The organism is Leptotrichia trevisanii DSM 22070, assembly GCF_000482505.1.
Taxonomy (GTDB): domain Bacteria; phylum Fusobacteriota; class Fusobacteriia; order Fusobacteriales; family Leptotrichiaceae; genus Leptotrichia; species Leptotrichia trevisanii.
Genome location: NZ_KI519443.1, coordinates 151,137 through 177,776 on the forward strand (window position 1 = coordinate 151,137; position 26,640 = coordinate 177,776).

General features: G+C 30.0%; 22 protein-coding genes. 9 read left to right on the forward strand and 13 right to left on the reverse strand.

All coding sequences use genetic code 11. The features are described from left to right. Window positions 1-181: 181 nt before the first annotated feature. Entirely contained in the window at window positions 182-508 is a 327-nt protein-coding gene (locus K324_RS0110370; protein WP_026749060.1) for a PTS lactose/cellobiose transporter subunit IIA, read from the reverse strand. 325 nt (window positions 509-833) lie between these two features. On the opposite strand from K324_RS0110370, the gene K324_RS0110375 reads away from it, so the two are divergent. The 6 genes from K324_RS0110375 (at window position 834) to K324_RS0110405 (ending at window position 6,761) form a co-directional block, all read left to right on the forward strand. Further along, on the forward strand, window positions 834-2,033 hold the full coding sequence (locus K324_RS0110375) for a replication initiation protein (RefSeq protein WP_026749061.1): 1,200 nt from the start codon (window positions 834-836) through the stop codon (window positions 2,031-2,033). Window positions 2,034-2,328: 295 nt separating this feature from the next. Then, window positions 2,329-2,631 carry a PTS sugar transporter subunit IIB gene (locus K324_RS0110380; RefSeq protein WP_026749062.1) on the forward strand — a complete coding sequence of 101 codons (303 nt, stop codon included), beginning with the start codon at window positions 2,329-2,331 and terminating at the stop codon, window positions 2,629-2,631. 407 nt (window positions 2,632-3,038) lie between these two features. After that, entirely contained in the window at window positions 3,039-4,331 is a 1,293-nt protein-coding gene (celB, locus tag K324_RS0110385) for a PTS cellobiose transporter subunit IIC (RefSeq protein ID WP_026749063.1), read from the forward strand. Between the two features lie 349 nt (window positions 4,332-4,680). Continuing rightward, a complete protein-coding gene (gene trpB, locus K324_RS0110390) occupies window positions 4,681-5,928 on the forward strand; it encodes a tryptophan synthase subunit beta (protein ID WP_026749064.1) in 1,248 nt (415 codons plus the stop codon). A 256-nt stretch (window positions 5,929-6,184) separates the two neighbouring features. Next, entirely contained in the window at window positions 6,185-6,568 is a 384-nt protein-coding gene (locus tag K324_RS0110400) for a hypothetical protein (protein WP_026749065.1), read from the forward strand. Window positions 6,569-6,584: 16 nt separating this feature from the next. Further along, complete coding sequence (locus K324_RS0110405; protein WP_156906993.1) at window positions 6,585-6,761, forward strand: hypothetical protein; 177 nt, start codon at window positions 6,585-6,587, stop codon at window positions 6,759-6,761. A 59-nt stretch (window positions 6,762-6,820) separates the two neighbouring features. On the opposite strand, the gene nspC is transcribed toward K324_RS0110405, so the two are convergent. The 5 genes from nspC to K324_RS0110430 form a co-directional block, all read right to left on the reverse strand. Continuing rightward, window positions 6,821-8,008: a carboxynorspermidine decarboxylase gene (gene nspC, locus K324_RS0110410; RefSeq protein ID WP_026749067.1), complete on the reverse strand. Its 1,188-nt coding sequence runs from the start codon at window positions 8,006-8,008 to the stop codon at window positions 6,821-6,823. Window positions 8,009-8,169: 161 nt separating this feature from the next. Continuing rightward, window positions 8,170-9,384 (reverse strand): ABC transporter permease, encoded by a 1,215-nt coding sequence (locus tag K324_RS0110415; protein WP_026749068.1) that lies wholly within the window; start codon window positions 9,382-9,384, stop codon window positions 8,170-8,172. Between the two features lie 5 nt (window positions 9,385-9,389). After that, complete coding sequence (locus K324_RS0110420) at window positions 9,390-10,082, reverse strand: ABC transporter ATP-binding protein (RefSeq protein WP_026749069.1); 693 nt, start codon at window positions 10,080-10,082, stop codon at window positions 9,390-9,392. 33 nt (window positions 10,083-10,115) lie between these two features. Continuing rightward, window positions 10,116-11,471, reverse strand: coding sequence for an efflux RND transporter periplasmic adaptor subunit (locus tag K324_RS0110425; protein ID WP_026749070.1), 1,356 nt, complete (start codon window positions 11,469-11,471; stop codon window positions 10,116-10,118). Window positions 11,472-11,519: 48 nt separating this feature from the next. Then, the gene (locus tag K324_RS0110430; protein ID WP_026749071.1) at window positions 11,520-12,797 is read right to left on the reverse strand and encodes a TolC family protein; all 1,278 of its coding nucleotides are present in this window, start codon (window positions 12,795-12,797) and stop codon (window positions 11,520-11,522) included. 394 nt (window positions 12,798-13,191) lie between these two features. Here K324_RS0110430 and K324_RS0110435 point away from each other — a divergent pair, with 394 nt between their 5' ends. Together K324_RS0110435 and K324_RS0110440 are read left to right on the forward strand one after the other, a co-directional pair. Next, on the forward strand, window positions 13,192-14,088 hold the full coding sequence (locus K324_RS0110435; protein WP_026749072.1) for a carbohydrate kinase family protein: 897 nt from the start codon (window positions 13,192-13,194) through the stop codon (window positions 14,086-14,088). 112 nt (window positions 14,089-14,200) lie between these two features. Next, window positions 14,201-15,964: a glycoside hydrolase family 13 protein gene (locus K324_RS0110440; protein WP_026749073.1), complete on the forward strand. Its 1,764-nt coding sequence runs from the start codon at window positions 14,201-14,203 to the stop codon at window positions 15,962-15,964. 284 nt (window positions 15,965-16,248) lie between these two features. Here the strand turns inward: K324_RS0110440 and K324_RS14860 are convergent, their stop codons facing one another. The 6 genes from K324_RS14860 to K324_RS0110470 form a co-directional block, all read right to left on the reverse strand. Beyond that, window positions 16,249-17,757, reverse strand: coding sequence for an alpha-amylase family glycosyl hydrolase (locus tag K324_RS14860; protein ID WP_036095619.1), 1,509 nt, complete (start codon window positions 17,755-17,757; stop codon window positions 16,249-16,251). A 34-nt stretch (window positions 17,758-17,791) separates the two neighbouring features. Beyond that, window positions 17,792-18,631 (reverse strand): sugar ABC transporter permease, encoded by an 840-nt coding sequence (locus tag K324_RS0110450; RefSeq protein ID WP_026749074.1) that lies wholly within the window; start codon window positions 18,629-18,631, stop codon window positions 17,792-17,794. A gap of 1 nt (window position 18,632) precedes the next feature. Next, window positions 18,633-19,916: a carbohydrate ABC transporter permease gene (locus K324_RS0110455; RefSeq protein WP_026749075.1), complete on the reverse strand. Its 1,284-nt coding sequence runs from the start codon at window positions 19,914-19,916 to the stop codon at window positions 18,633-18,635. A gap of 173 nt (window positions 19,917-20,089) precedes the next feature. Further along, window positions 20,090-21,346 carry a sugar ABC transporter substrate-binding protein gene (locus K324_RS0110460; RefSeq protein WP_026749076.1) on the reverse strand — a complete coding sequence of 419 codons (1,257 nt, stop codon included), beginning with the start codon at window positions 21,344-21,346 and terminating at the stop codon, window positions 20,090-20,092. Between the two features lie 42 nt (window positions 21,347-21,388). Further along, a complete protein-coding gene (locus K324_RS0110465) occupies window positions 21,389-22,759 on the reverse strand; it encodes a carbohydrate porin (RefSeq protein ID WP_026749077.1) in 1,371 nt (456 codons plus the stop codon). A 316-nt stretch (window positions 22,760-23,075) separates the two neighbouring features. Beyond that, complete coding sequence (locus tag K324_RS0110470) at window positions 23,076-24,176, reverse strand: ABC transporter ATP-binding protein (RefSeq protein WP_026749078.1); 1,101 nt, start codon at window positions 24,174-24,176, stop codon at window positions 23,076-23,078. A gap of 586 nt (window positions 24,177-24,762) precedes the next feature. Here K324_RS0110470 and ytvI point away from each other — a divergent pair. Beyond that, window positions 24,763-25,929 (forward strand): sporulation integral membrane protein YtvI, encoded by a 1,167-nt coding sequence (ytvI, locus tag K324_RS0110475; protein WP_026749079.1) that lies wholly within the window; start codon window positions 24,763-24,765, stop codon window positions 25,927-25,929. 70 nt (window positions 25,930-25,999) lie between these two features. Here the strand turns inward: ytvI and K324_RS0110480 are convergent, their stop codons facing one another. Further along, complete coding sequence (locus K324_RS0110480) at window positions 26,000-26,638, reverse strand: V-type ATP synthase subunit D (protein ID WP_026749080.1); 639 nt, start codon at window positions 26,636-26,638, stop codon at window positions 26,000-26,002. Between the last annotated feature and the right edge of the window lie 2 nt (window positions 26,639-26,640).

Sequence of the window (26,640 nt, forward strand, 5' to 3'; positions counted from 1 at the left end):
AAATAGTCATTTGTAAAAGTTTAAAATCTTTAATAATTACAACATTTTTGCATTTTTAATTTTTATCATTTTTGTATCAGCAAAATCGCTTTATTATGAATACAGGACATTCACACATAAAATATCACTTTTTATATGCAATTGTCCTGCCATAAATATTTCAAAATTTAAATTCTAAAAATTATTTCTGTTCCAATCTCTTATAAACTTCAATAAATTCTTTTGCAAGTTCCTTAAATAAAATCGCTGTCATCAAATGATCCTGTGAATGCACCATAATCAAACCAACATCAATTTTTTCTCCACCAGCTTCTCTCACAATCAGATCTGTCTGCAATTCATGAGCCTTCAACATTTCTTCAGTAGACTGCTTCATAAATTCTTCCGCCTCATCAAACTTCCCTTCCTTCGCCGCATTCATAGCCTGATAAGCCAAACTCTTAGTTTCCCCCGCATGCCCAATCAATGTCATCGCAATCATTTCAATATCCAATACTTCTTCAGCCATAGTAATTCCTCCTAAAATTATTTTTAATTTTTATTTTTTCTAGTCATCAAATATTTTTACTAAAATTTCTTCTTAATTTTGTTATAACACACGTTTCCCACTATGTCAATTTTTCATTTATTTAACCTAATTTTCGTCTATTTTTATTGTTTTTTTATTAATTTAAGCATAATTTCAATGTTTCCTGAAAATAAACGATTTACAAATCTATATTTTTTCGTGTATAATATCTACTAAGAAGTTTAAAAAAATATAAAATTAATAAAAATATTTTTACTTAAAGCCTATCAAACTAAATATTTAAAATTAAGAGGGGAAATTATATATGGATATTTACAAACCAATTAATAAACATTTTTTTGAAAATAAAAAAATAAAGATTTCATTTTCAAAAACGTTAAACAAAAAGGAAAAACATTTTTTGAAATTTCTTTTTACAGAATATAAATTGCTGGAAAAATTTGAGAAAACACCAATTTTGCAAGATATTGAATTGGATGAAATATTGGATGTACTTAAATTTAGTAAATTTGAACAGTTAAAAAAGTTTTTGGATAATTTGCAGGCAAAAAAATTAGAGTTTTCAATTTTTAGTAATGATAAAACTGTGCTTTATGGACGGTTTCCAATTTTGGTATCCTATGGTATTGTTTACTCAAAAATTGAATTTCAATTTGCACGAGAGATTCAAAGTGCCAGAAAAGATAATACTTTGTTTTCATTGCTTAGATTTGATTTTTTAGTTTTTATGGGGGATGAGGCTACTTATAACTTTTATACATATCTGATTTCTGATAAAAATTATAACAATGATACTATAATTACGTTGGAAAGATTAAAGGAAATGTTTGATACTGGGGATAAATATGAGCGTTTTTTTGATTTTGAAAAGCAAGTTTTGAAAAAAGTAGTTGAAACTATAAATCTTTTTTCAGATATTAAGGTGACTTATGAAAAAATTAAGGTTGGAGAACATATAAATAATAAAGTGGAAAAAATTCGTTTTAAAATAATTGACAATAGTAAAACTTTTAAAGAAAAAAACAGGGAACTTGTCCAAAATATAAATAGTGTTATGGATTTAATAAAAAATGATGTGAAAGATTTTCACACTACTTATGAACTAATAAAAAAGTATATTTTGAAAAGAAATTATGATTATGTCTATACAAATGTTCTTTTTACAAAAAAGCAATTTAAAAATAACGTAGAAAAACAATTAAAAAAAGTCTTACTGCTTGACTTGGCACAATTTTCAAAAACTAATTTTAGAGAAGAGTTAGAAATTATCAATATTAAAAGAAAATACTCTACATCTTTTTTTCTTCAGTTGGATGTAGCAAATCTTATGAGGCAAAATCATTTGGAAAATGAACTAAGAATAATAGTCGATGATGGTTATTTCAATGAAATTCTTACTTTAAAAAACGAACAAATTTTGAAAAAAAACTTTTATGATTTTAAAATTTATATTCAATATTTTCAAAATGCAAAAAGTATCATAAAATTCACTAAATATTTCTAAAAAACAGGTATATTTTTTAAAAAAATTTTATTTTTTTTGAAATATTTGTGTAAAAAAGCGAACGAAAAAACTAATAAATTTTTTATCGTTTATTTTGTTTTTAGTTTTATAAAGCCTTATTTTAATTATATTTAACATAAATTATAGACGAAAAATGATGATTTTTTTATAAAATTTGACTTCTTAAAATTTAATGGTATACTATAAATATGAAAGTTAAACTCATTGATTTGATAAAACAATGAAATTACAGAACAATAAAAAATTTAAGAAAAAGAAGAAAGGATGATTGAAAATGAAAAAAATCTTATTATGTTGTGCAGCAGGAATGTCTACTAGCCTATTAGTAAACAAAATGAAAGCAGAAGCTGAAAAAAGAGGACTAGAAGTTCAAATCTGGGCTGAACCACTTGACAAGGCAAAAGAGGAATTTGCTAAAGCTGACGTTGTTTTATTGGGGCCACAAGTAAAATATGCTTTACCAGAAGCTAAAAAAATCGCTGAAGAAAATAGCATTAGTATAGATGTAATTAATATGGTTGATTATGGAATGATGAATGGTGCCAAAGTATTAGATCAGGCATTAAATTTACTTTAATATAATTTATTTCTTTGATTGTATTCTAATTTAAAGTTTAAAGTTTAAATACTAATATTTGTAACTTACATATAAATTTGAACAATTATGAATATTAGTATTTAGCTTTAAGATAAATTGTATTTAAATTCTTTAGAACATACAGAAAAGAATTCAAATATAATTTAAAATTTCATAATTATTCATATCATATTTATATTTTTATTAATTTAACAATTATTTATCTTATAAATTGATTTGATAAATACTTTTAACATTAACATATTAATTACACTATCTATTCATTTTAATATATATTAAACGCTCTATTTATTGCTAAAAACAAAATGTTAACAAAATGAAAGATAATATATTTTTTACACAAGAACATTAAAATTTGAAATAAATATAATTTAGGAGGAATTAAAATGGCAAATATTATGGACAAATTTACACAATTTTTAGAAGAAAAATTAATGCCAGTTGCTGGAAAAGTGGCTAATCAAAGACATTTGGCAGCAATTAAAGATGGAATGGTTATTACATTGCCATTCATTATAGTAGGGTCTGTATTCCTAATTCTAGGAAACCTGCCAATACCGGCACTATCTAATTTTTATGCAAACAATGCGACTGGAAAAATTATTGCAAGATGGTTATCTTATCCTGTTGATGTAACATTTAACTTGTTAGGATTTATTGCGTGTATCGGTATTTCATATAAATTGGCTCAATACTATAAATTAGATGAGATTTCCAGTACAATATTAGGAGTTTTAGCATTTTTACTAGTAACTCCTTTTAATAATGGAATTCCGTTAATCAGTATGGGTAGTGGTGGATTATTTGTAGCTATAATAATGTCACTTTTAGCAATAGAAATTGTAAACTTTATTGTGAAAAAGAATATCGTTATTAAAATGCCTGATTCTGTACCACCTTCAGTAGCAAAATCATTTGCAGCATTAATTCCAGGATTTTTTGTTATTATGATTTCACTGATAATAAGAATTTCATTTGAAGTTTCACCATTTGGAAATATACATAAAGTTGTTGAAATGGTTTTAACTAAACCACTTACAGCATTAGGAGGATCTTTCTTTGGAATGATAGGGCTTTCTTTTATAACTAATTTATTATGGTCTGCTGGAATACATGGTTCAAATCTAGTAACCGGAGGTATTGCAAAACCTATATTAGATACATTAATGGATCAGAACAGAATTGCGCTTAGTGCAGGACAACCTCTTCCAAATATAGTTACAACTCAGTTTTTTGATATTTTCCATAATATGGGTGGGTCTGGAACAACTTTCTCTCTTGCTGTTATGCTACTTTTCTTTTCTAAGAGTAAACAGCTTAAAGAAATTGGTAAATTAGCAATCGGGCCAGCTTTTTTCAATATTAACGAACCTATTTTATTTGGACTTCCAATAGTTATGAACCCTATTTTAATAATTCCGTTTATACTGGCTCCATTAGTTACAGTAATAGTCACTTATTTGGCAATGTATTCAGGATTAGTTGCAAAAGTAACTGGAGTTGCTTTACCTTGGACAACGCCACCTTTCATATCTGGTTTCCTTGCAACGAGCCACTGGACTGGGGCAGCTATACAGGTAGTAAATTTCTTTATAACAGCAGCTATTTACTATCCATTCTTTAAATTATGGGATGATAAAAAATTGCAAGAAGAAAATGGAGCAGCAAGTACAAATTAATGATTAATAAAATTTATGATTAAATTAATAAAATATATTTTACAAAATAATTTTTTTGTGATATAGTAATTATAAATTAATAATAAAATAAAATTTTAAGGAGTGATTGCAATGATTAGACAAACTTGGACATGGTGGAAAAAATTAAATACAATTTAATATTTTTTTGCCAACTATGTTGAAATTTATTGTAATTACTATTATTAAATATTATGAGAAAAGCATTGGTGAAATAAAATCAATGCTTTTATTTTATACGATTCTCTTAGTCGGTAAATGACTTAAGGGAATTTTTTTATAAATTTCAACAAAAAAATAAAAACAATAAAAAGAAAAGAGAGGAAAAAGTATGAAAAATAAACATTTTAACGAAAAGGCATATTTTGGACAATTTGGCGGGCAATTTGTTCCTGAAACTACGATGCTTGCTCTATCGAAGCTGGAAGCGGAATATGAAAAATTAAAAAATGACAAGGAATTTTTTGAAGAATTTAATAATTTATTAAAAAATTACGTCGGACGTGAGACTCCTCTTTATTATGCAAAAAACCTTAGCGAACACTATAATCATGATATTTACTTGAAAAGGGAAGATTTGAATCATACTGGAGCTCACAAAATTAACAATGCACTTGGGCAGGTTCTACTTGCTAAAAAAATGGGAAAGAAAAAAGTGATTGCTGAAACTGGGGCTGGACAACACGGGGTTGCGACTGCTACTGCCGCTGCTCTGTTAGGCTTGGAATGTGATGTTTATATGGGAGCTGTTGATATTGAGCGACAAAAATTAAATGTATTTAGAATGGAACTTTTGGGAGCGAGGGTTATTTCGATTGAAGATGGGCTGAAGACATTGAAAGAAGCGACAACTGCGGCTATTCAGTCTTGGGTTGCAGAAATAGAAACCGTGTTTTATGTAATTGGCTCTGTTGTAGGGCCTCATCCGTATCCGACTATCGTACGTGATTTTCAGTCAATTATCGGTTACGAAACAAAAATGCAGCTGGAGAAACTTGGAAAGCATGCTGACCATGTGATTGCCTGTGTTGGTGGCGGAAGTAATGCGATTGGAATTTTTAGTGCATTTTTGGAAGATAATTCTACAAAACTTTATGGAGTGGAAGCTGGAGGTTATGGGATTGATACGGATATGCACGCTGCCACATTGACACTTGGAAAACCAGGGATTATTCACGGAATGAAAACTTATGTTCTGCAAAATAAATATGGGCAAATCAGTCCTGTTTACTCAATTTCCGCTGGACTGGACTATCCAGGAGTAGGCCCTGAACATTCACACTTATTTGATACAAAAAGAGCAACTTATGCACCAATTACAGATGATGAAGCAATGAAAGCACTAATACTTGTTACAAGAAAAGAAGGAATTATCCCAGCAATTGAAAGTTCTCATGCACTAGCCTATCTTGAAAAATTATGTTCTACTCTTTCAAAAGATAAGAGGGAAACTATCATTGTAAACGTGTCTGGGCGTGGAGATAAGGATATGCACACCGTTTTTTCTGTGTTAAAAGATAAGGAAAGTGGCGGAGAAAATGGAATTTATGAACTAAATGTAGGTTGGGAAAATGAGTGAATTGTTTAAATAGATATTTAGTAAAGATAGTTAGAAATAGCTATCTTTTTTTGTAACATTAATAAAGATTAAATAAATAAAATACGTTAGAATTTTTATGAAAATCTTTATTTTTTTTTGATTTTTGAGGTATAATTGAATAGGTAAAAATATTAATTAAAGGGGAATATATGTGTAGAGGGAATTATGAAACTCAAGATAATAGAATTGCTTTGGAAAAAAATCCAAAGAATTTAAAAAAGCTGGAAAAATACTGATGATGCAGGATATTCCACATTATAATTCAGCAGCAGGAAGATATTATTATTCTATTTATATTAGAATAGTACAATTAATGAGAATTTTGAATAAAATTAATAATATTGAAGATAGAAAGGATTCACATCAATATACAATCAGGTTGTTTAATCAAAGTTTACAACAAGAAATAGCACCTAAAATGTCAGTTAAAAACCAACATAAAGTTCTTTCTCTAATAAATAGATTGGAAAATTGTTCTAAATACAGAATAAAAGCTGACTATAAAGAAGTATTTTTAAATATAAACAATGTAAATTTTTTAAAAAAAACTTTAAATTTATTTGATGAGATTTATGATGAAACTCTTGAAGTTTTAGAAATTGAAAAATATGAAAAATAAAAAGGATGGTGTAAAAATGAAAGAAAACTGTAATAAAAAAGGTTATAAGAAAAGTGATAACAAAACTGATATTTTGGAAAGTATTTCTCCAAAAATAAAATTATTTTTTGAAGAAAATGAACAAAATACTGATTATTTAATACCTCTGGATAGAAATAACAGTGTAAAATTAGTGAAAGTGCAGGAAAAATAAAATTTTATAAATCCCCCCTAAATAATATCAAATATTTAGGGGAAATTTTTTATTTCAAATTATGACAATCTATTTCTAAAATCCTCATATCCAAACTTTCTAATAACCTCAACTCCACCTTTTTCAGTATAAACCGCAATCACAGGTAAATTTATCCCGTTGAAAGTATTCGTCTTAACCATGCTGTAATGTGCCATATCAGTAAAAATCAGCTTATCTCCCACTTTTACAGGATCATCAAAAGAGTAATCTCCAATTACATCTCCAGCAAGGCAGGTAGGGCCTCCCAATCTGTAAGTGTATTTCTTCTCATTTGGCATTCCTGAGCTGAAAATAAATGGACGGTATGGCATTTCGATTATATCAGGCATATGGCACGAAGCCGAAGTATCCATTAATAAAATATCCATCTCATTTTTTGTAATATCTAAAACTTCCGAAACTAAAAATCCTGTATTCAAGGCAACTGCTTCTCCTGGCTCCAAATACACTTCCACATCATATTTTTCTTTTATATGATTTATGCATTTTACAAGTTTTTCAATATCATAATCTTCTCTTGTAATGTGATGTCCCCCTCCAAAATTAAGCCATTTCATATTATGTAAATATTTTCCAAATTTTTCTTCAAAAACTTTTAGCACATTTTCAAGTGCATCTGAATTTTGCTCACAAAGTGCGTGAAAATGAAATCCGTCCAAACCTTCAAGTTCATCTTCCTTAAAATTTTCAAGTGTTACTCCGAATCTCGAAAATCTTCCCGCTGGATTATAAATTTCCGTCTCAACTTCTGAAAATTCTGGATTTAATCGGAGTCCACAGCTAATTTTTTTACCATTTTTTTCTTCAAATTCCTTTACTTTATTTTTAAATTTTTTCCATTGATTGAAGGAATTGAAAACAATATGATTTGTAATTTCCATTATTTCATCAAACTCATCTTCCCTATAAGATGGGTTAAAAATATGAGTTTCCAATTTTTTGTCAGGATTTTTTAATTCCATTTCCTCGTATCCAAGCCTTGCCTCAAACAGTGAACTTGCAGTCGTTCCATTCAAATACTCGCTAATTAATGGATAAAAATAAAACATCGAAAACCCCTTTTGAGCAAGCAATATTTTACATCCAGTTCTGTCAATTACACTTTTTAATATTTCAAGATTTCTTTTTAACAGCCTTTCATCTACTATGAATGCTGGCGTTGGCAAATTTATTATATCCATATCAAGATACTTGTTCTTTGACACTTTTTATCATCTCCTTTTATACTTTTATCAATATTATAATTCAAATATATCTAAAATTTATTCCTTATTATAGCATATTTTTTTCAAAATCTATAAAAAAAGATTATCTTAATTTAATATTTTTAAGATAATCAATTTTTATTTTTATCAAATTGTCAATTCTAATCTGTTCTTAGTGCCTCCATCGGCTCCAATGCCGCAGCTTTCTTCGCTGGATAAACACCAAAAACTAATCCTATCATTGTAGACACAAATATACAAACAAATACTATAACTGGACTTAATATTGGTGATGTCTGTATAAATATACCAACCAGAAGTGCTAATGAATATCCAATTACAACTCCAATTATACCTCCAAAAAATGTTAAAATAACTGCTTCTATAAGGAACTGGATAAGAATATGCCCTGTTTTTGCTCCAATGGCCTTTCTAAGTCCAACTTCTCTTATTCTTTCAGTAACACTTACAAGCATTATATTCATAACCCCTATTCCACCGACAAATAGTGAAATAGCAGCAACTCCGCTTATGAAAAGTGAAAGCATATTAAGAATGTTATTAAATTGATCCAGCCCTTGACTTGTTGAATATACATTGTAAATATTAGGTTCACTTCCCCTTGTTTTCAATAAATTTTTTACCACTTCCATTACTCTGTTCATTTCGTTGGCATCTCTTGCCTTTGCCTGTAATGCCATAAATTTCTCTTGTTCATTTCCTTCCAGATAATTCAAGTAATTATTGGGAAAAAGTGCTAAAGCAGCCATTCCATCTCCACCACCACCTAAACTAGCAAACGGATTTTTAAATACTCCAACAATTGTTACAGTTTGACTATTTTTTTTAAAGTTTAAAATCATTTTTTTCCCTATAGGATTTTGTCCAGGATATAATTGATCCGCCGTTGTACTGTCAATCATTATATATTTTCCATCTTTTCTGTATTCGTTTGGCAAAAATTTTCTTCCCTTTATTACTGTATAGTTTGACATTTTAAAATAATCTTCTGTCACTCCTGTACCTGAAAGCATCATATCCGAGCCATTGCTCAGTGATATTCTGGCATATGTACTTGAAGTCGGGGTAACAGCTTCAATACCATCTATACTTTTTATTCTTTCAATATCCTTTTTTGTCAATAAATCATATGATTTATAAGTCTGTCCTGGAGAAGTATCAATTGAAATTTGAAAATTCGATACTCCCAGCTTATTTAAATCTCCAGTAATATTTTCCTTAACTCCTGCTCCTAATGAAGACATCATTATAACCGAAGATATTCCGATTATTATTCCAAGCATTGTCAAAAAGGAACGTACCTTATAGCTAAATAAATTTGATACTGACAATTTTAGTAATTCCATAAAATCCATTTACACTACACTCCTCTCCGATGCTGAACAATTTCATCCTTTTCTATTACACCGTCTTTTAATCTGATAATTCTTTTACAATGTTCCGCCACATCTTCCTCATGTGTAACCATTACTATTGTTGTTCCATTATCATTCAGTTTTTTAAAAATCTCCAGAACCTCTTCCCCTGATTTTGAATCCAGATTCCCAGTCGGTTCATCTGCCAGAAGGATTTTCGGGTTATTTATTATTGCCCTTGCTATTGCTACCCTCTGTCTTTGTCCTCCTGACATTTCATTAGGCTTATGATGGATTCTTTCACCTAATCCCACACTTTCCAATGCTTCTGTTGCTCTTTTTATTCTTTCTGCTTTTTTTACTCCTGCATAAAGGGCTGGGAGAGCTACATTTTCTACAGCCGTCATTTTGGGCAATAAATTAAAAGTTTGAAAGACAAAACCTATTTTTTTATTTCTTATTTCAGCGAGGGCATTTCCCTTTATGGTTGAAACATCTTGATTATCCAAAATGTAAGTTCCAGAAGTAAGGCTGTCAAGACAGCCTAAAATGTTCATAAGAGTTGATTTTCCACTTCCTGAAGGCCCCATAAAAGCCACGTATTCCCCTTCGCTTACAGAAAGATTAAGCCCTTTCAAAACCTTTAATTCCATACTTCCATTTTTATATATTTTTACTATATCGCTCACTTTTATCATAAAAATTTACCTCTAAAGTTAAAGTTTATTTTTCTATCTTGGCGGTGGCCCATCAGGCCCTCCAGCATTTCCTGCCGGTTTTTCTTCCTTAAATATTACACCATTAGGAACCACTTTCTGTTTTGAAGGATCTGCAATTTTTATTTTTTGTCCATCCTTTAATCTCTCATCCACAGTAGTGATTACTCTTTCTCCTGCTGATACTCCTGATTCCACAGCATAAAAAGTATCATCATTTACTCCAACTTTAATTTCCCTTTTTGAAACTTTGTTATCTTTTCCTACAACAAAGGCATAATATTTACCATTTTCATTAATAACAGAACTATATGGAAGTTTTGTTACATTGTTACTTTCTTTGTAAAAAATTGTTGCTGTTATTGTAGCACCTGGTTTCAAGCCCTTAGTTTCATTTATTTTAATTTTTACGACTGTGTTACTTTCATCAAGCGATGAGCTTTTTTTAGCCACTCCAGAGATTTGTGTTACATAACCTTCAACTTTTTCTCCCTTAGGTAGTGCATCCGATGTAATTTCCACTCTTTGTCCTACTTCTACATTTTTTACTTCTGTATCCGACAGGCTCACTTCCACTCTCATATTTTGAGAATCTGACACCTTAAATAAAGTTGTTTCTGTATTTACTTTATAATTTTCATCGGCAGTCATTTCTGTAATAACTCCATCCACTGGACTTGTTATTTCATTTTTTATAAGTGCCAAATCTTCCTGCAACGTCGCCAATTCTAGTTTTGCAGTTTTTAAGGCAGTTCTTGAATCTTCCACGCTAGCTCTCTGCTCACTATCTACTGTTTCTAAATCCAATCTTGAATTTCTTAAAGCTTTTCTTGCATCATCTACATTCACTCTTGTTTCTCCACCGACTTTATACAGTTCTTCAGCATTATGTAAATCTCTTGATTTTTGCTGAATTTCTATACTTTTAGACTCTTTTTTTCTTCTAAGCGAGCCCTGAGCATCGGCTATATTTCTCTCATATTTTTGAATTTCCAAAGTTTTCATTTTTATTCTTCTCAAAGTTTCATTTTTATCAACTGGATAAAATGTTACAACAACATCCCCTTTTTTTACATTATCCCCTTCTTTAAAAAATACTTTACTAACCCTTTGACTTGCTGTCGTATAAACTGATACTGAGTTATCTGATACAACCTGTCCTGTTTTCGACACCGATAATGAAATGTCCCCTTTCTCAACTGTCGTAACTTCATATTCAGGTTCTGCTTCTTTTTTCCCGCATGAAACTGTAACAAACAACATTACAGCTAAAAATGTCATAAATTTATAAAAATAATTTTTATTTTTTGACTTTTTCTTCTTTGATTCAATCGTTTCAACTATTTCAGAAAATTCTGTCTTTATTTCCACAAAATCACCACTTTCCTAATTTTTATTTTTTTACATTAATAATAATTTTTACTTATAATATTTTATTTTTTTAGTAAATGCCGCTAGTTCATTTTTGGCAGTTTCATAGTCCATTACAGCCTTTTTATAGTTATTTCGTTTTTCCACGTAGTTGGAATATGTGTCAACTCCCAATTCATATTTTTTGGCATAGACTTCATACTCTTTTTTCTTGATTTTCATTGTATTTTCAGCTGTTAATTCATTTGTCTGGTAAGTTGTGTAAGTTATCATCTGCTGCCCTGCATTTGACACCAGCTCATTTTTTTTCTGTTCATACTGTAATCTCAATTTATCCGCTTCATTTTTCAAATCCTCTATCGTATCGTTATATCTCTTGAAAGATTTTGAAACAGAAAGTCCCACAACAACTGAATGATCCTTCAATGAATATCCAATATCCCCAGTCAGCTTTGGATACTTATAATCAATGTTTTCTTTTCTAAGCTGCTCATTATTCAACTGTGAATTTAATTCTATTGTTTCAGCCTCTGATAATCTAAGTGCATAAAAATCATCCTTTTTAAGCTCAACCTTTTTCAAGTCATCCAATTTTTCTTTTTCAGGCAATGTGATATTATAAACTGTAAACTGCTCGCCCAAAACTTGTAATTCTCGCCCAAGATTTTCATATTTTAACTGAGAATTTTCATATTCTGTCCTTGCCAGCTCATAATCATACTGTGATGCCGTCCCCAGTTCATATTTTTTAGACTGAATAGCATAGTCCTTTTTAGTATCTTCCAGCGTAAGTGCCTCCTGTTCAATTGCCTTCTGTTTATTCTTATAATTTTTGTACAAATCAATCAAATCACGTATTTCAGAATTTTTAGTAGTTTCATTCGTAATTTTTTGTATATTCCGTGAAATCTGATTTGTTTTTTTATTATACTTATTATCACTATAACCAAAATAATCATTCAATGTCTTTGAAATTCCAATTTTATTTTGAGTAACTTCCTTATTTCTAAAATTATACCCATGTCTATAATAGAAAATTCCATATTTCACATTATTTTCCATAGTAAGTCCATTTGCCTCACTGTGCAATGAATAATTATTATCCGATGTTACAGTAACCTCATTCCAATCCCCATTTTTCAGAACCTTATCTTTTATGTCATATTTCCTCATACTTTTTTCATTAATTTTGGTTGTATAAGAATTTTTTTCGTATTGTGAAATCAAATCATCCACATTTGTCCCAAATCCTACTAGACTAAACATAAATAATGCTGATAAAATCTGTATTTTCCTGTTTTTAAAATTTAAAAATACTCTAACCATGCAATCTCCTTTCATTCAGAATAAACAGCTTATTTTTTTAATCAAGACTTATTATAACATCTATTTCATAGAATATCATTTTTTTTTGACAAAATTATGTCATTTTTTTAAAATTTTTTATTTAATTTAACTTTAACATGAGTTGATTAATTTTTTTGTATTTTTATTTATTAAATTTGTCTAGCGATATAATTTATCAAATTCTATAATCTTTAAGTATTTAAATTAGTAATTTTAAAATAAAATTATTGAACAAACTTAATTTTAAAAATATTGAAATAAAATAAATAAAATGGTATACTTTTATAAGATAAAGAAAATTTTTGATAATATTTATAATATTTTTTCAATAATTTATTTTATGATAATTAAATATATTTTAGGAGGAACTCAAATGAATAAAATACTTGTAATCGGAACAACTTCTTGGGATACAATAATTAGTGTTAATGAATTTCCTTCAAAACCAACAACAATATTTGCAAGTGATCATAAGCAAATATTGGGAGGAACTGCTGCGGGAAAAGCTATAAACCTTAGTAAATTAGGGTTTGATGTTACATTGGCAACAAAATTTGGAAATGATGAGGCTGGAAAAAATATAAAAAATGTTTTAAGTTCAGAAAAAATCAGATTTTTTTATATTGAAGATAAAGAAAACACTGAGATGCATACTAATTTAATGGATTCACATGGGAAACGGATAAGTATCTACACTCATGTTGGAATGGCTAATCAAGATATTGACTTAAAACCGTTTAAAAAGGCTATTGATGATGCTGATATAATATTACTTGATATTTGTGAGTTTGTTAAACATCTTTTTCCTTTGTTAAAAGATTATAAAAATAAAATTTGGCTAGATATTCATGATTATGATGGTAAAAACCCTTGGCATAAAGAATTTATCCCCTATGCTGATGCAATATTTATGAGTTCCGATTCTATCCATTCTAAGACAGAATTGAAATCTTTAATGAAAGAACTTATTAAAGATAAAAAATTTGTTGTCTGCACACACGGAAAATTAGGTTCAGAAATATTGATGAATACTGGTGAAATCTACTCTGAAGGAATTTTAAGGCAATACAGACTTGTAGATTCCAATGGAGCTGGTGATTCTTTTGCAAGCGGTTTTTTATATGGTTTTTCAAAACAAAAACCAATTACTGACTGTTTAAAATATGCAACATTAGTTTCAAGCCTAACAATTACATCACCATATCTTTATTCTTCTAAACTTAACTCCGACTGGCTGGAACAAGAATTTGAAAATAACTTTAATATCTGAGTAAAACATATTTGCTTAAACTGTTTAATTTTATAAAAAATGAATATATATTTAGAATTCTTTAAAAACAAATTTGTAAAATAAAAAATAATATAAATTGGAGGGTAATTTAATGGAAAAATCGGCATTTTATCATAGGACTGAATCAGAATATGCCTATCTTTATACAAAAGACGAAATTCACATTAGATTAAGGACAAAAAAGAACGATGTCGCTCAAATGATACTGCATTATGGCGATACAGCCCTGTTTGATTTTACGCAGGACTATCAGTACCATATTCCAATGTCAATAATTACAAGTGATCTTTGTCATGACTACTGGCAAGTCAGTGTAAAAGTTGATTATCATCGAATTTCGTATCTATTTGAAATAACAGGGACAGATGGAGAAAACGTATTTTTTGGCGATATGGGAGTTGCCGAAAATCAGCCACATCAGTACAAGGATGCTTCAAACAGCTTTAGAATTCCATATTTACATGACTCTGACAGGATAAAAGTGCCTGAATGGGTGCGAGATACCGTTTGGTATCAAATATTTCCAGAGCGTTTTGCCAATGGAAAGCCTGAAATTTCTCCCATAAACAGTTTAGCCTGGGATACGGATATTTCGCCTAAACATGATGATCTTTTTGGTGGTGATTTGTATGGGATACTCCAAAAACTTGACTATTTAAAAGATTTAGGTATTACAGGACTTTATTTCTGTCCTATATTTGAAGCACCAAGCAATCATAAATACGATACGGTTAATTATTTTGAAATTGATAAGCATTTTGGAAATAGGGAAATTTTTAAAAAATTAGTTGAAGAAGCTCATAAACGAAAAATGAAAATTATGTTGGACGCTGTTTTTAACCATATTGGCAACAATTCAAGTCAATGGCAGGATATAATAAAAAATGGGAAAAATTCCATTTACTGTGACTGGTTTCATATTCATAACTTTCCAGTTTATGCGAAAACAGAAAAATTCCCAAATATTCATCATTATTTAAACTACGACACCTTTAAATTCAGTCCTAAACTACCCAAACTCAATACATCCAATCCCGAAGTTCAACAATATCTACTTGATATTGCAACTTACTGGATAAGGGAATTTGATATTGATGCTTGGAGGTTAGACGTGGCAAATGAAATCGATCATCAGTTCTGGAAAAAATTTCATAAAGCTGTAACGACTATCAAGCCAGACATTTATATATTAGGCGAAGTTTGGCATAATGCACATCCTTGGCTAAATGGTGATGAATTTCACGCTGTAACAAACTATCCGCTTGCAACCAGTATTAAAAGCTATTTTTTAACAAAAACAATTTCAACAGAAGATTTTAAAAACCAGATTAACAGCCAACTTATGTACTATCGTCAGCAAACTAATGAAGTTATGCTTAATATGCTTGATTCCCACGACACCGAGCGTATCCTTACCACAGCCAAAGAAAATCATAATGCTGTGAAGTCCGCATTAGTCTTTATGTTCCTTCATTTAGGATCCCCTTGTATTTATTACGGTACCGAAGTCGGCATGAAAGGTGGATCAGATCCCGATTGCCGCCGAGTTATGCCTTGGGATGAAAATAAGCAAGATACAGAAATGAAAAATTTTGTTAAAAAACTAATTGCTTTAAGAAAAGAGTACATAAACTGGATTATTTATGGAAAACAAAATATTCAGACTCTTGAAAATGATATTTTACAAGTTACAATTAACTATAATGGTTCTCAGATTATTATAAATTATAATAATACAAATAATTCTATTAAATTATCAAATACAGGAAAAACTCTTTTGACTAATTCTGAATTTACTTCGGATGAAAATTCTATTTTTCTTAAACCTGATACATTCATAGTAACATTACTTTAAACCAAACTTAAAAGTTATGATTATGATTGTTTAAATTCTAAATTTATTTCTGTCAGCTCAATATCAAAGAAATCCAAATATATACTTTAAATTTCAAAAATTTCCTCTTAGACTAGAGGATTTTTTTATTTACAAAAATTCAAATACAAAAAAATAAAGACAGAATAAAAAAACTGTTCTACTCCATCTTTATTATTATAATTTGTTTAATTTAGTTAATTAAAATATATGCTCAAGCTCATAAACCAGATTTAAATAAAACTGTTAAAACTTATGAGCTTAATTTAAATTGTATTTACTAAAACACTCGTCAATCCAGAAATTTTTACGTTTTTTCCATCTACATTTACATTTTTTTCTGTATTGGATAAATTATGTAAAACAATTACCGATTTATTTTTATAAGTCCGTTTATATGCCAATATTTGATTATCATTGACATTTACTATTTGTAAATCGCCATATTTTAAAGCTTCATTTCCATTTCTTAGAGCTATCCATTTTTTGTAATAATTATATAGTGAATCAGGATTTTTCTTTTGAACTTCCAAAGTAGGTGTATCTGTATTATTTTTTATTTCCTCCCATTTTGTCTGTCCATTTTCATTTCCCCACAAATAAGGTTCCCTTATCTCTTCATCAGGCTTGCTTCCCTTCATTCCCAATTCTTCTCCATAATATATAAATGGATTTCCAGACAATGTCAATAATATTGAAGCCGCTAATTTTTGCTGCCTCAAATCAAGCAGGGTGTTAGCAATTCTATTTTGATCATGATTTGTTAAAAATGGTGCATCAATGTAATTGGAAGCAACTTTTCCATAAGTTTCATATATTTTTGTTAATTTGTCAGAAAAAGTTGTAGCATCTTGAGAAATTATCGCTTCGGATATACCATTTTCCGATATTTCAAAATCAAAATTTGAATCAAAGGCTGCGTAATAAGGAGCAATCTTATTTGTATCATTCCAAACTTCACCTACAATATAAATATTCGGATGTTCCTTTTCAAGACTGCTTCTAAATTCCTTCCACCAGTTCACACTTTCCTTTTCCAAATCAACATTTTTAGAATATTCTCCATCACCATATATATGATACGCTCCATCAATTCTATAGCCATCTATGTTAGTCTCATTAATCCAATAGTTTGCAATCTTTTTCACTTCTTCCCTGACTTGTCTATTGCTGTAATTCAAATCAGGCATTCCTTCCCAGAATATAGCATAATACATTTCCTCATTATTTAACTTATTCCAAGTTTTATGATTCATTGCATAAGAATTCAGGTTTAAAGACTGATCATTGTTTTTTGCCACTCTATAATAAGACTTGTATTGACTGTTTTTATTCTGGAGCACATCTTTAAACCATGGATGTTCCTTGCTTGTATGGTTTACAGGCAAATCTAAAATTACTTTTATTCCTTTGCTATGTGCCTTTGAAACCAGATTTTTCAAATCTTCCTTTGTTCCGTATTCTGGATCGACAGTATAGTAGTCAGTTACGTCATATTTATGATAACTAGGCGACTTAAAGATAGGAGTAAGCCATATTCCCTGTATTCCTAATTCCTTTAATTCATCCAGTTTATCAGTTATCCCGTTAATATCTCCTATTTTGTCATTATTGCTGTCTGCATAAGATCTTACAAATATTTCATAATAAACTCCTGATTTTTCAATTTTACTTTTTTCAGTATTATTAAAGTCTTTTATATTTTTATTTTGACACGAAAAAAGGCTTAAAAATAATGCTGTTATTAATAAAATCCATCTATTTAATTTTTTCATAGATTTAACTTCCTTTCATTCTGAAAGATCGAGATTATCCTTTTGAAGCTCCAGCTGACAGTCCTGCCACTATATTTTTCTGAAGCAGTACAAATAGCAAAGTTATCGGTATCGCAACCAATATTGCTCCTGCCGCAAACAATGTATAATTACTGTTATTCACTCCTGAAATCCACTCAAACAGTCCGACTGCCAATGTCTTCTTATGCGGACTTAAAAGTACCATTTTTGGAAATATAAAATCAAACCAAGGTGCAGTAAAATTAATTAATGCAATAAAAACTAATATTGGCCTTGCTACTGGCATGATTATTTGGAAAAATGTTCTAAGCGGCCCTGCTCCATCGACTCTTGCCGCTTCATCCAGACTCGCAGGTATTCCATCAAAATACCCTTTTGCAAGCCAAGAATTATAAGGAATTTGCCCTGCTATGTATATCACAAGAAGTCCCAGATAAGTATCAACTAGATTAAGTCTTTTTAAGAACGCATATATTGCAGTCATTGCTAAGAATGATGGAAACATTTGCAATATAAGGACTGTTACCATTGTCTGTTTTTTCCCTTTAAATTTATATCTTGAAAAAATATAAGCCGTTAATGTTGTTATAAACAATGAAATTACCATATTTACTACTGCTATGAAAAGTGTATTCAAATACCATCTTGGATAATCTGTCTTAAACAGTTCTGCATAATGAGCAAATGTTATCTGTTTTGGAAAAATATCAGTTCCAAATATTGAAGTTCCAGGCCTTAGTGACGCTCCTACAATCCATATTACAGGAAATATTACAATGAGTGATATTATAACAAGTAATATGTATATAAACACGGTTAGTATATCAAATTTTATTTTTTTTTCTTCTCCCATTTTACAACACCGCCTCCTGATTGAAAGTTTTAGATCTAGCCAATGTCAATAAAGATATACTTGCTACAAACAGGAATATGAATATAGTTACTGTTGCCGCTAAGCTGAACAAGTTATTATCCATTGTAAGTTTGTATATCCAAGACACCAATATATCAGTATGTCCTGCATATCTCAGGCTGGAATCTGCTGGAAGTCCATTTGTTAACAGATAAATCGCTCCAAAATTGTTAAAGTTAAATGCAAAAGTTAATATCATTGTAGAACCTAATTGAAGCCATAACATCGGAAATGTTATATTTTTAAATTTTTGCCATTCAGTAGCTCCGTCTATATCTGCTGCTTCATACAACGAACTCGAAATATTAGTCAATGCTCCTGATATTAATACCATGAAATATGGTGCTCCTAACCAAGTATTTACCAATATTGCAATTATTTTTGCCCCTGTTGGATCAGTTAAAAATGGAATATTTGTATGCAACAAAGCATTTATAGGCCCTAATCCATTGAACATCAGTCTAAATACTAACAATGATACAAAAGCAGGCACTGCATAAGGAAGTATGAAAATTGCTCTCCAGAATCCTTTAAATTTTATTCTTCTGCTGTTAGTTATAAGTGCCAAAAGCAATCCTGCTGCAAAGTTAAATATAGTAGTTAAAATGGCCCAAACTAGAGTCCATCCTGCAACTACAAAAAATGTTTTAGATAATTCCTTATATTTTATAAGCCTTACAAAATTCTGAAATCCTATCCAGTCAAATAGATTTTTAGGCGGAAGATGATCTGGCCCTGAATAGTTTGTAAATGCTATCAAAACTGTCAAAAGCATAGGAAAGAATACAATAAAAATTGTTCCCAAAGCCCCTGGTGTCAAGAATGTCGGCATAAAAAATTCATCCATTACATAATCTCTGTATTTTTCACCTTTTGGCAAACTATTTCCTTCATCAATGAATTTCCCAAGTTTTTTTGCATCTTTTAAATTATATACATAAAAAATCGTAAACAAAATTAATATTATAAAAAATAAAGCACCATTTACCAGATAATCAAGTGAATTATCTCCAGCCGTAGTCTTAAATATAGTCCTTACTTCAGGTTTATCTCCCAGACTTATAAATTTATAAATTACATTGCTAAATAAACCTGCCAGAAGTATTCCTCCCATTAGTAAATGCATTACAACAAAAAGGATTCCCTTGACTATATGTCCAGCCAGAAATTGCCCAGCTCCCGGTAAAAGTGCCGAAGCTATCAAAAATTTTTTCTCTTTATTCATCTCACTTCCACACTTTCCATATTTATTTTATGTCTAAACATTTTAAAATCAGACGAAAAATTAAATAATAAAATTATTTTAGCCAAACTACTTCTTATCTTAAAGTTCAAAAAAGCAGTTTGACTATATATTGTTTATTAAATCTCTAACTAAAAAGTTTTTAATTAATTATTTTATTTTTTTGTTGCGGCAATTTGATCTTTAATTGCTTTTACAGCGTTATCAAGTGCAACTTTTGGTTGTGCTTTTCCTGCCCAGGCATCTCCTAATGCTGCTCCCATAGGATCCCATACGGCTCCCATTTGAGGAACTGATGGCATTGGTTCAGCAACTGAGATTTGTGCTAAGAATGCTTTTGAAATATCATCTGCTGGTTCGAAAGATTTTAATGGAGGAATTTGTCCTGTCATTTCAAATCTTTTTTGAAGCATTTCTTTTGAAGAAGCAAATTCTAGGAATAACACTGCTGCTTGTGGATATTTAGTAGTAGAATTAATTCCTAATATTCTTACACCTGAGAATGATTTAGGTTTTTGTCCATTAATTGTAGGTAACGGTACTACACCATATTTTACTTTAGAATCTTTTAAATCACTCAGGAACCAAGGCCCATTTATTACTGCTGCAACTTTTCCTTCGGTAAACAAAGCTTTTATAACATTTGCATTTACATCTTGAGCTTTATCAGCAGAAACTTCTTTTAATTTTAACATTGCTTCAAGCCCTTTTACAGCACCATCGTTGTTAAGTCCCATATCATTAACATCTGTTCCATTTTTGAATACATAACCTCCATCAGCTGAAAGGAATGCATAAGAAAAATAGAAATTAGCTGGTTCAAATAAAATTCCAAATTTTTGTGCACCTTTATTAGTTAATGATTTTGTAGCTTCAATTAATTTTTCAAACGAATCAGGTGCTGTTGGTAATAAATCTTTATTATAGAATAAAGCGTAAGTTTCCATTGCCAAAGGTACACCGTAATGTTTGTTATCCATTGCTTTAGATCCGCTTACAGCCCCTGGATAAAAATCCTGTTCCACTTTATTTACCAATTCAGGTACATCATCCAATGTGAATAATAATCCTGCACTTGCAGCTGTTCCTATATTATCATGAGGGAAAACTACCAAGTCTGCCGCTCCAGAATCTGTTTTTCCTTCAGTTTGCAATTTTTTCACTACATCAGGTGCTTCCACATTTTCATAAGTTACTTTAACATTATATTTTTTTTCAAATTCCTGAGCCACATATTTTATCCAGTCCGCTTCTTTTCCTTTAGATTCCCAGATTTTCAAAGTAGCTCCACTTTCTGGCTTTAATTCTGACATTGCAGAACCTTGTTTACCTCCATCTGTTTTTTCAGCTTCTTTTTTTCCACATGAAAATAGAACCATCATAGCCGAAATAATTAATAATATCTTTTTCATCCTTGTATCCTCCAATTTTATCTTCAAATCAATAACTTGCTATTAGAACCAAACTTCTGTTTGAATTCCAAATAATACTCCTTTATTATGTTCTTTTCCATCCAAATCTTTTCTTATCATTTTCTTATCCCCAAAACCATGTCCATAAGTTACAAATGCTCTGATTTCAGGACGTCCCCAGAAGTTTTCTGTATCAAGTTTTAAAGTAGGTGCCACTGTTAATTTGAATAATCCACTGTCGTAGTCTGTTTGTCCTTTACGAACTTTTACATAGTCAACTCCTGTTTCATATTGCATAGCAAAATGGCTTGTTATAGGGTTGCTAACTCTTACTCCTGCTGTTACCCATTGTTGTCTTTGATCTTTTGCTCCCCAGAAGTTTTTATCATATCTATACCCTAATTCAGGCATAACTTGCCAGCTATCTGAAAGATTAGCCTGTCCATATGTGATTAAGTTTACAGATACAGCATCTTTTCTGCTATCTCCCCATGAAGTAGCACTTCCAAGTCCACTTGCAGAACCAAGTCCTACCCCACCTTGTAATACAATTTTAGAAAATCCGTTATCTTTAAATCCATAGAATCCTGGTAAACTATAACTAATTGCACCTTGTGTTCCCCATTCAGTTATATCTTTATCAGTAGAATCTGATCTCATTGTATGTCCTGCCAATTCAAATGCCCAAGGGCCTACTGAATATTTAGTATGAAGTGTGTATTCAGGATGTTTTCCTGGATCTGTTGCTATTAGGGCAACATCAGCTGTTCCTGAACCAAGTTTTATGTTTTGAACCCCTGCTCCTGTTCCTGAGAAGTCTTTAATATAATAGTCATTTATATGAATGTCTTCTCTGTTGTAATATCTTTTTCCAGCCCAATATGTAGCTCCACCATTCGGTGTTATATCAACATAAAATTGTCTAGTTTTAAATGAATCATTTTCAGAACCTGGATCATTTGCACTTCCTGCAGTCCATGTTTTATAGTCATTTCCTGAACCTGATTTTGTTGAGAACATGTAGTGAACTGAACCTTGTGCCCCATTTATATCAAATTTTTTCACTAATTCCATTTCTGCATATGTATCATCTTCATTACCAAGTCTATATTTTTTAGCAAATCCTTCATCCTGTACTTTAAATGCAGATCCTTTTTCTCCTTGTTGATCTATAAGAAGTCCCGCTCTTCCGTAACCATGAAATTCAAATCCATCAGTTATGCTTGCCATACTGAATGCTGGTGCAGGAGCTGGTGGTGGTGTTTGTTTTTCAGCTATTTGTTTTGACAATTCCTGTTTAGTTTCTATCAACTCTCTTTCAAGTCTTTCAACTCTTTCTTCCAGTGTTTCCGCATTTATAAATGAACATGCCATTAAAAACGCTGTCAATGCTAAAAGTATTTTTTTTCTCATAATAAAATCCTCCAAATATTTTTTATTTTTATTTATTAAATTTAAAGCTAATTTACAAAACAGATTATAGATTGTTGTGAATTATCAATTTTATAATTTATATTTGTCTATTTGTTAAAATTATTTATCGAAGTATAATAATGTTTGTTTTACTTAAAAAATATTTAAAATTCTATTTCTTTTGGTAAATTAACTTTTTATTAACTATTCTTTAGTTTATAAATTGCTTAACTTCTTAAAAGATCCAATTATCCCAAAATTGAATAACTTAACTACAATGTCTAAGTTTGGCTAAATGATTATGTTAGGCTGTATTTTATAAACTTATATTTTCTTCTGTCTGTGCATCAAATATATGTGCTTTTGAAGTGTCAAATCTAAATATTTTTTTCGTTTTGTTGCTCTTAATTTGTGTAAAATTTGAATTTAATCTGCAAGTAAATTGATGATCATTAAGTGAAAAATAAATGTATTCTTCATTCCCCATCTGTTCTACAACATTTATTTCCCCCTCTTTTGAAAAACTGTCTTCCACTTCGGAAACTGATATATTTTCAGGACGTATTCCAAATACAACTTTTTTCCCGACATGGTTTTTCAATTTTTCAGCTTTCTCACTTGCAATTTCTATTTGTGTTCCACTTAAATCTATGTATATTCGCCCTTCATTTTCTACTAATTCACCATCTATAAGATTCATAGTGGGAGAACCGATAAACCCAGCTACGAACTTATTGGCAGGATAATGATATAGATTTAAAGGTGTATCAACCTGCATTATTCGTCCTGATTTTAATACTGTTATTCTGTCACCCATAGTCATTGCTTCAACTTGATCGTGAGTAACATATATCATTGTTGTTTTCAGTTCCTTATGAAGTTGTGCTATTCTTACACGCATTGAAACTCTTAACTTAGCATCAAGGTTTGATAAAGGCTCGTCGAATAAGAATACTTCTGGCTCTCTTACGAGTGCCCTTCCAAGTGCAACCCTTTGTCTTTGTCCTCCTGACATTTCTTTAGGTTTTCTATCCAAAAGATCTGTTATCTCAAGTTTTTCTGCTGCTTCCCGTACTCTTCTGTCAATTTCATCTTTTGGAGTTTTTTTCAATTTTAATCCAAATGCCATATTTTCATAAACTGTCATATGCGGATACAAGGCATAATTTTGAAACACCATAGCTATTCCTCTATCCTTTGGCGGAATGTCATTTACTAGTCTGTCACCTATGTATATTTCACCACCACTTATTTCCTCAAGCCCTGCCACCATTCTCAACGTTGTTGATTTTGCACAGCCTGATGGCCCTACAAATACCATAAATTCGCCATCTTTTATGTCCAAGTCTATGCCGTGAACCGCTTTAAAGCCGTTTGGATATTGTTTTTCAACTTTTTTTAATACCACTCTTGACATTGATACTCCTCCTAAAACTTAAATAATACTTTTTTTACCCTTTATGTTCTAAGTATACCTTAATTTTTTCTATTGTCAATACCTATACGTAAATCTTTTTTTAAAATTTTTAATTCTCACCTTTAAATTTTCTTACAAACACTGAAAATACTTACTTATTTAGAATATAAAAATTTTTTATAATTTTTAAATACCCTAAAAATCAGACGATAAAACTTTGATTATTATATTTGAAGTTTATAATTATTTAATATTCAATAACAATTTACTGTATTTTTACTTCTAAATTCATACATATCTATTCCAAAGTCTGCCCTTTAATATTCAACTAAAGATTTTTTATAATCTTGATTTTAATTTATTATAAAAAATCAGTGTAGTTAAATTAAAATTAAGAAAAAAATATTTATTAGTCAAAATCCATTTAGTAAATTTTAAAATAAAAATTATTTATTTGAATACTTAAAAACAAATTTTTACTCTAATCTAAATATTTCATTTTAAAATTATACATTTACAATTTTACATATTTATTATATAATAATGCTACAAACTAAATAATAAACTGAAAAAGGAGCATTTCATTATGGCAAGTTACAAAAATTTTGACTTTAAAAAATTATATTTTCTTGTATATATTGCTTTAATTCTGCTAGTTGTATTTATAGCGTTTAAACTTGGAATTTTTTTGTTTCCATTTACAATAGCATTATTTTTATCAATATTGACACGTCCATTTACACGATTTTTACAAAGGAAGTTGAAATTATCAAAAAAACTTTCTACAATAATTTCAATTATAACATTTTTAATTTTATTTTTTGGAGTAATAGGATGGGGATCATTAAAGTTAATAAGTGAAATTTATAAATTATCACAGAATCTTAATAGTTACAGCGAAATTGCACAAAAATTATGGGTTGACAATATGGCAAAAGTTTACACTTATCTTGGAAATTTCCCATCAGGTTTTACAAAGCAGGTAAATGATACGATAAACAGTTTTATTTCGTCAGGTTCTGCAAGACTTGGAATGTTTATAAAAGGATTAATAAGTTTTATTACTTCTATACCAACATTGATTTTATATATCTGCATAACGATTTTAGCGACTTTTTTTATAAGTCTTGATAGAGATGAGATTGTATCATTTTTAGAGCAACAATTGCCAAAATCTTGGTTAGACAAGGTATTTAATATAAAAACGGATATGTTTACCGTTCTAGGTTCCTACATAAAAGCACAAGTTATTTTGATGACAATTTGTTTTTTTGAACTTTTAATCTGCTTACATTTACTGTCATTTTTAAATTTAAATGTACCATACCCTTTGTTAATGTCAATTATAATCTGTGCAATTGATGCCTTGCCAATTTTGGGAGCAGGAACTATTTTAATTCCATGGGCAATAATTTCCTTTGCACTGGCTGATATTAAATTAGGAATCGCACTAATAATAATTTACTTGTTTGTTTTATCAGTACGGCAAATGCTGGAACCAAAATTAGTAAGTCAAAATTTAGGAGTACATCCACTAATCACACTAATTTCAATGTATTCAGGTTTCAAAATTTTTGGAGTAATTGGGTTTTTAATAGGGCCAGTTGTAATGATTATTTTAAAAAATGTATTTTCAAGAGAACTGGAAGTTGGATTTTTCCGAGATATTTTTGGTGAACCATCTGACAATATAAAGTCCAATAATACCAAAATAAATGATATTGAAATAAAAACAAAAAAAGATATTAAATAATAGCCAAACATAAAAAGAGCCGCAATTAAGCGACTCTATTTTTTTATCCCAGATAAAATTTCTAATTTATTTATGCTTTTTCAGCCATCATATCCTTAACTTTCATAAGCCTTGTAATGCTTGATCTCTCATTTTCATCAAGCTTCATCTGGATATAACGAATTGTTTCTTCAAGTTGTGGAATTGTCATATATTCCAGTGCATTTACACGCCGTCTTGTCTTTTCCACTTCGTCTGCCATAAGCTGACATGCCTTTTCAATTTCTGCCAGTTCCAGCAAGTCTTTCATCACTTTATTCAAGCCGTCAACAGCATCATCCAAGTCAGCAGATGTTTGTGCATATCCATATGGATAAGCTACTTCTGCACTTTCCAGATCCCTGTTAAAAGTCATTTTTGGTACAATTACGCTCATTACATTTTTAGTTTCTATATTTGCAAAAAGTTTATCTTCTGAATATGCAATGGCATTTTCCAGCATTTCATCAGACATTACCCCTCTTGCAAGCAGAAAATCCTTAAACGAATCCTGCAATTTCCCTTCCACCTCTTCACGTAATTTTCTATTCTGCTTTATCAAAATTATAAATTGTCGCATAAGTTCATCCTGCTTGTCCTTTAACAATTTATGTCCACTTTTGGCAGTTTTTAGACGTGCCTTTAAACGGCTTAACTCCATTCTTGTAGGATTTACATTTAATCTTGCCATAG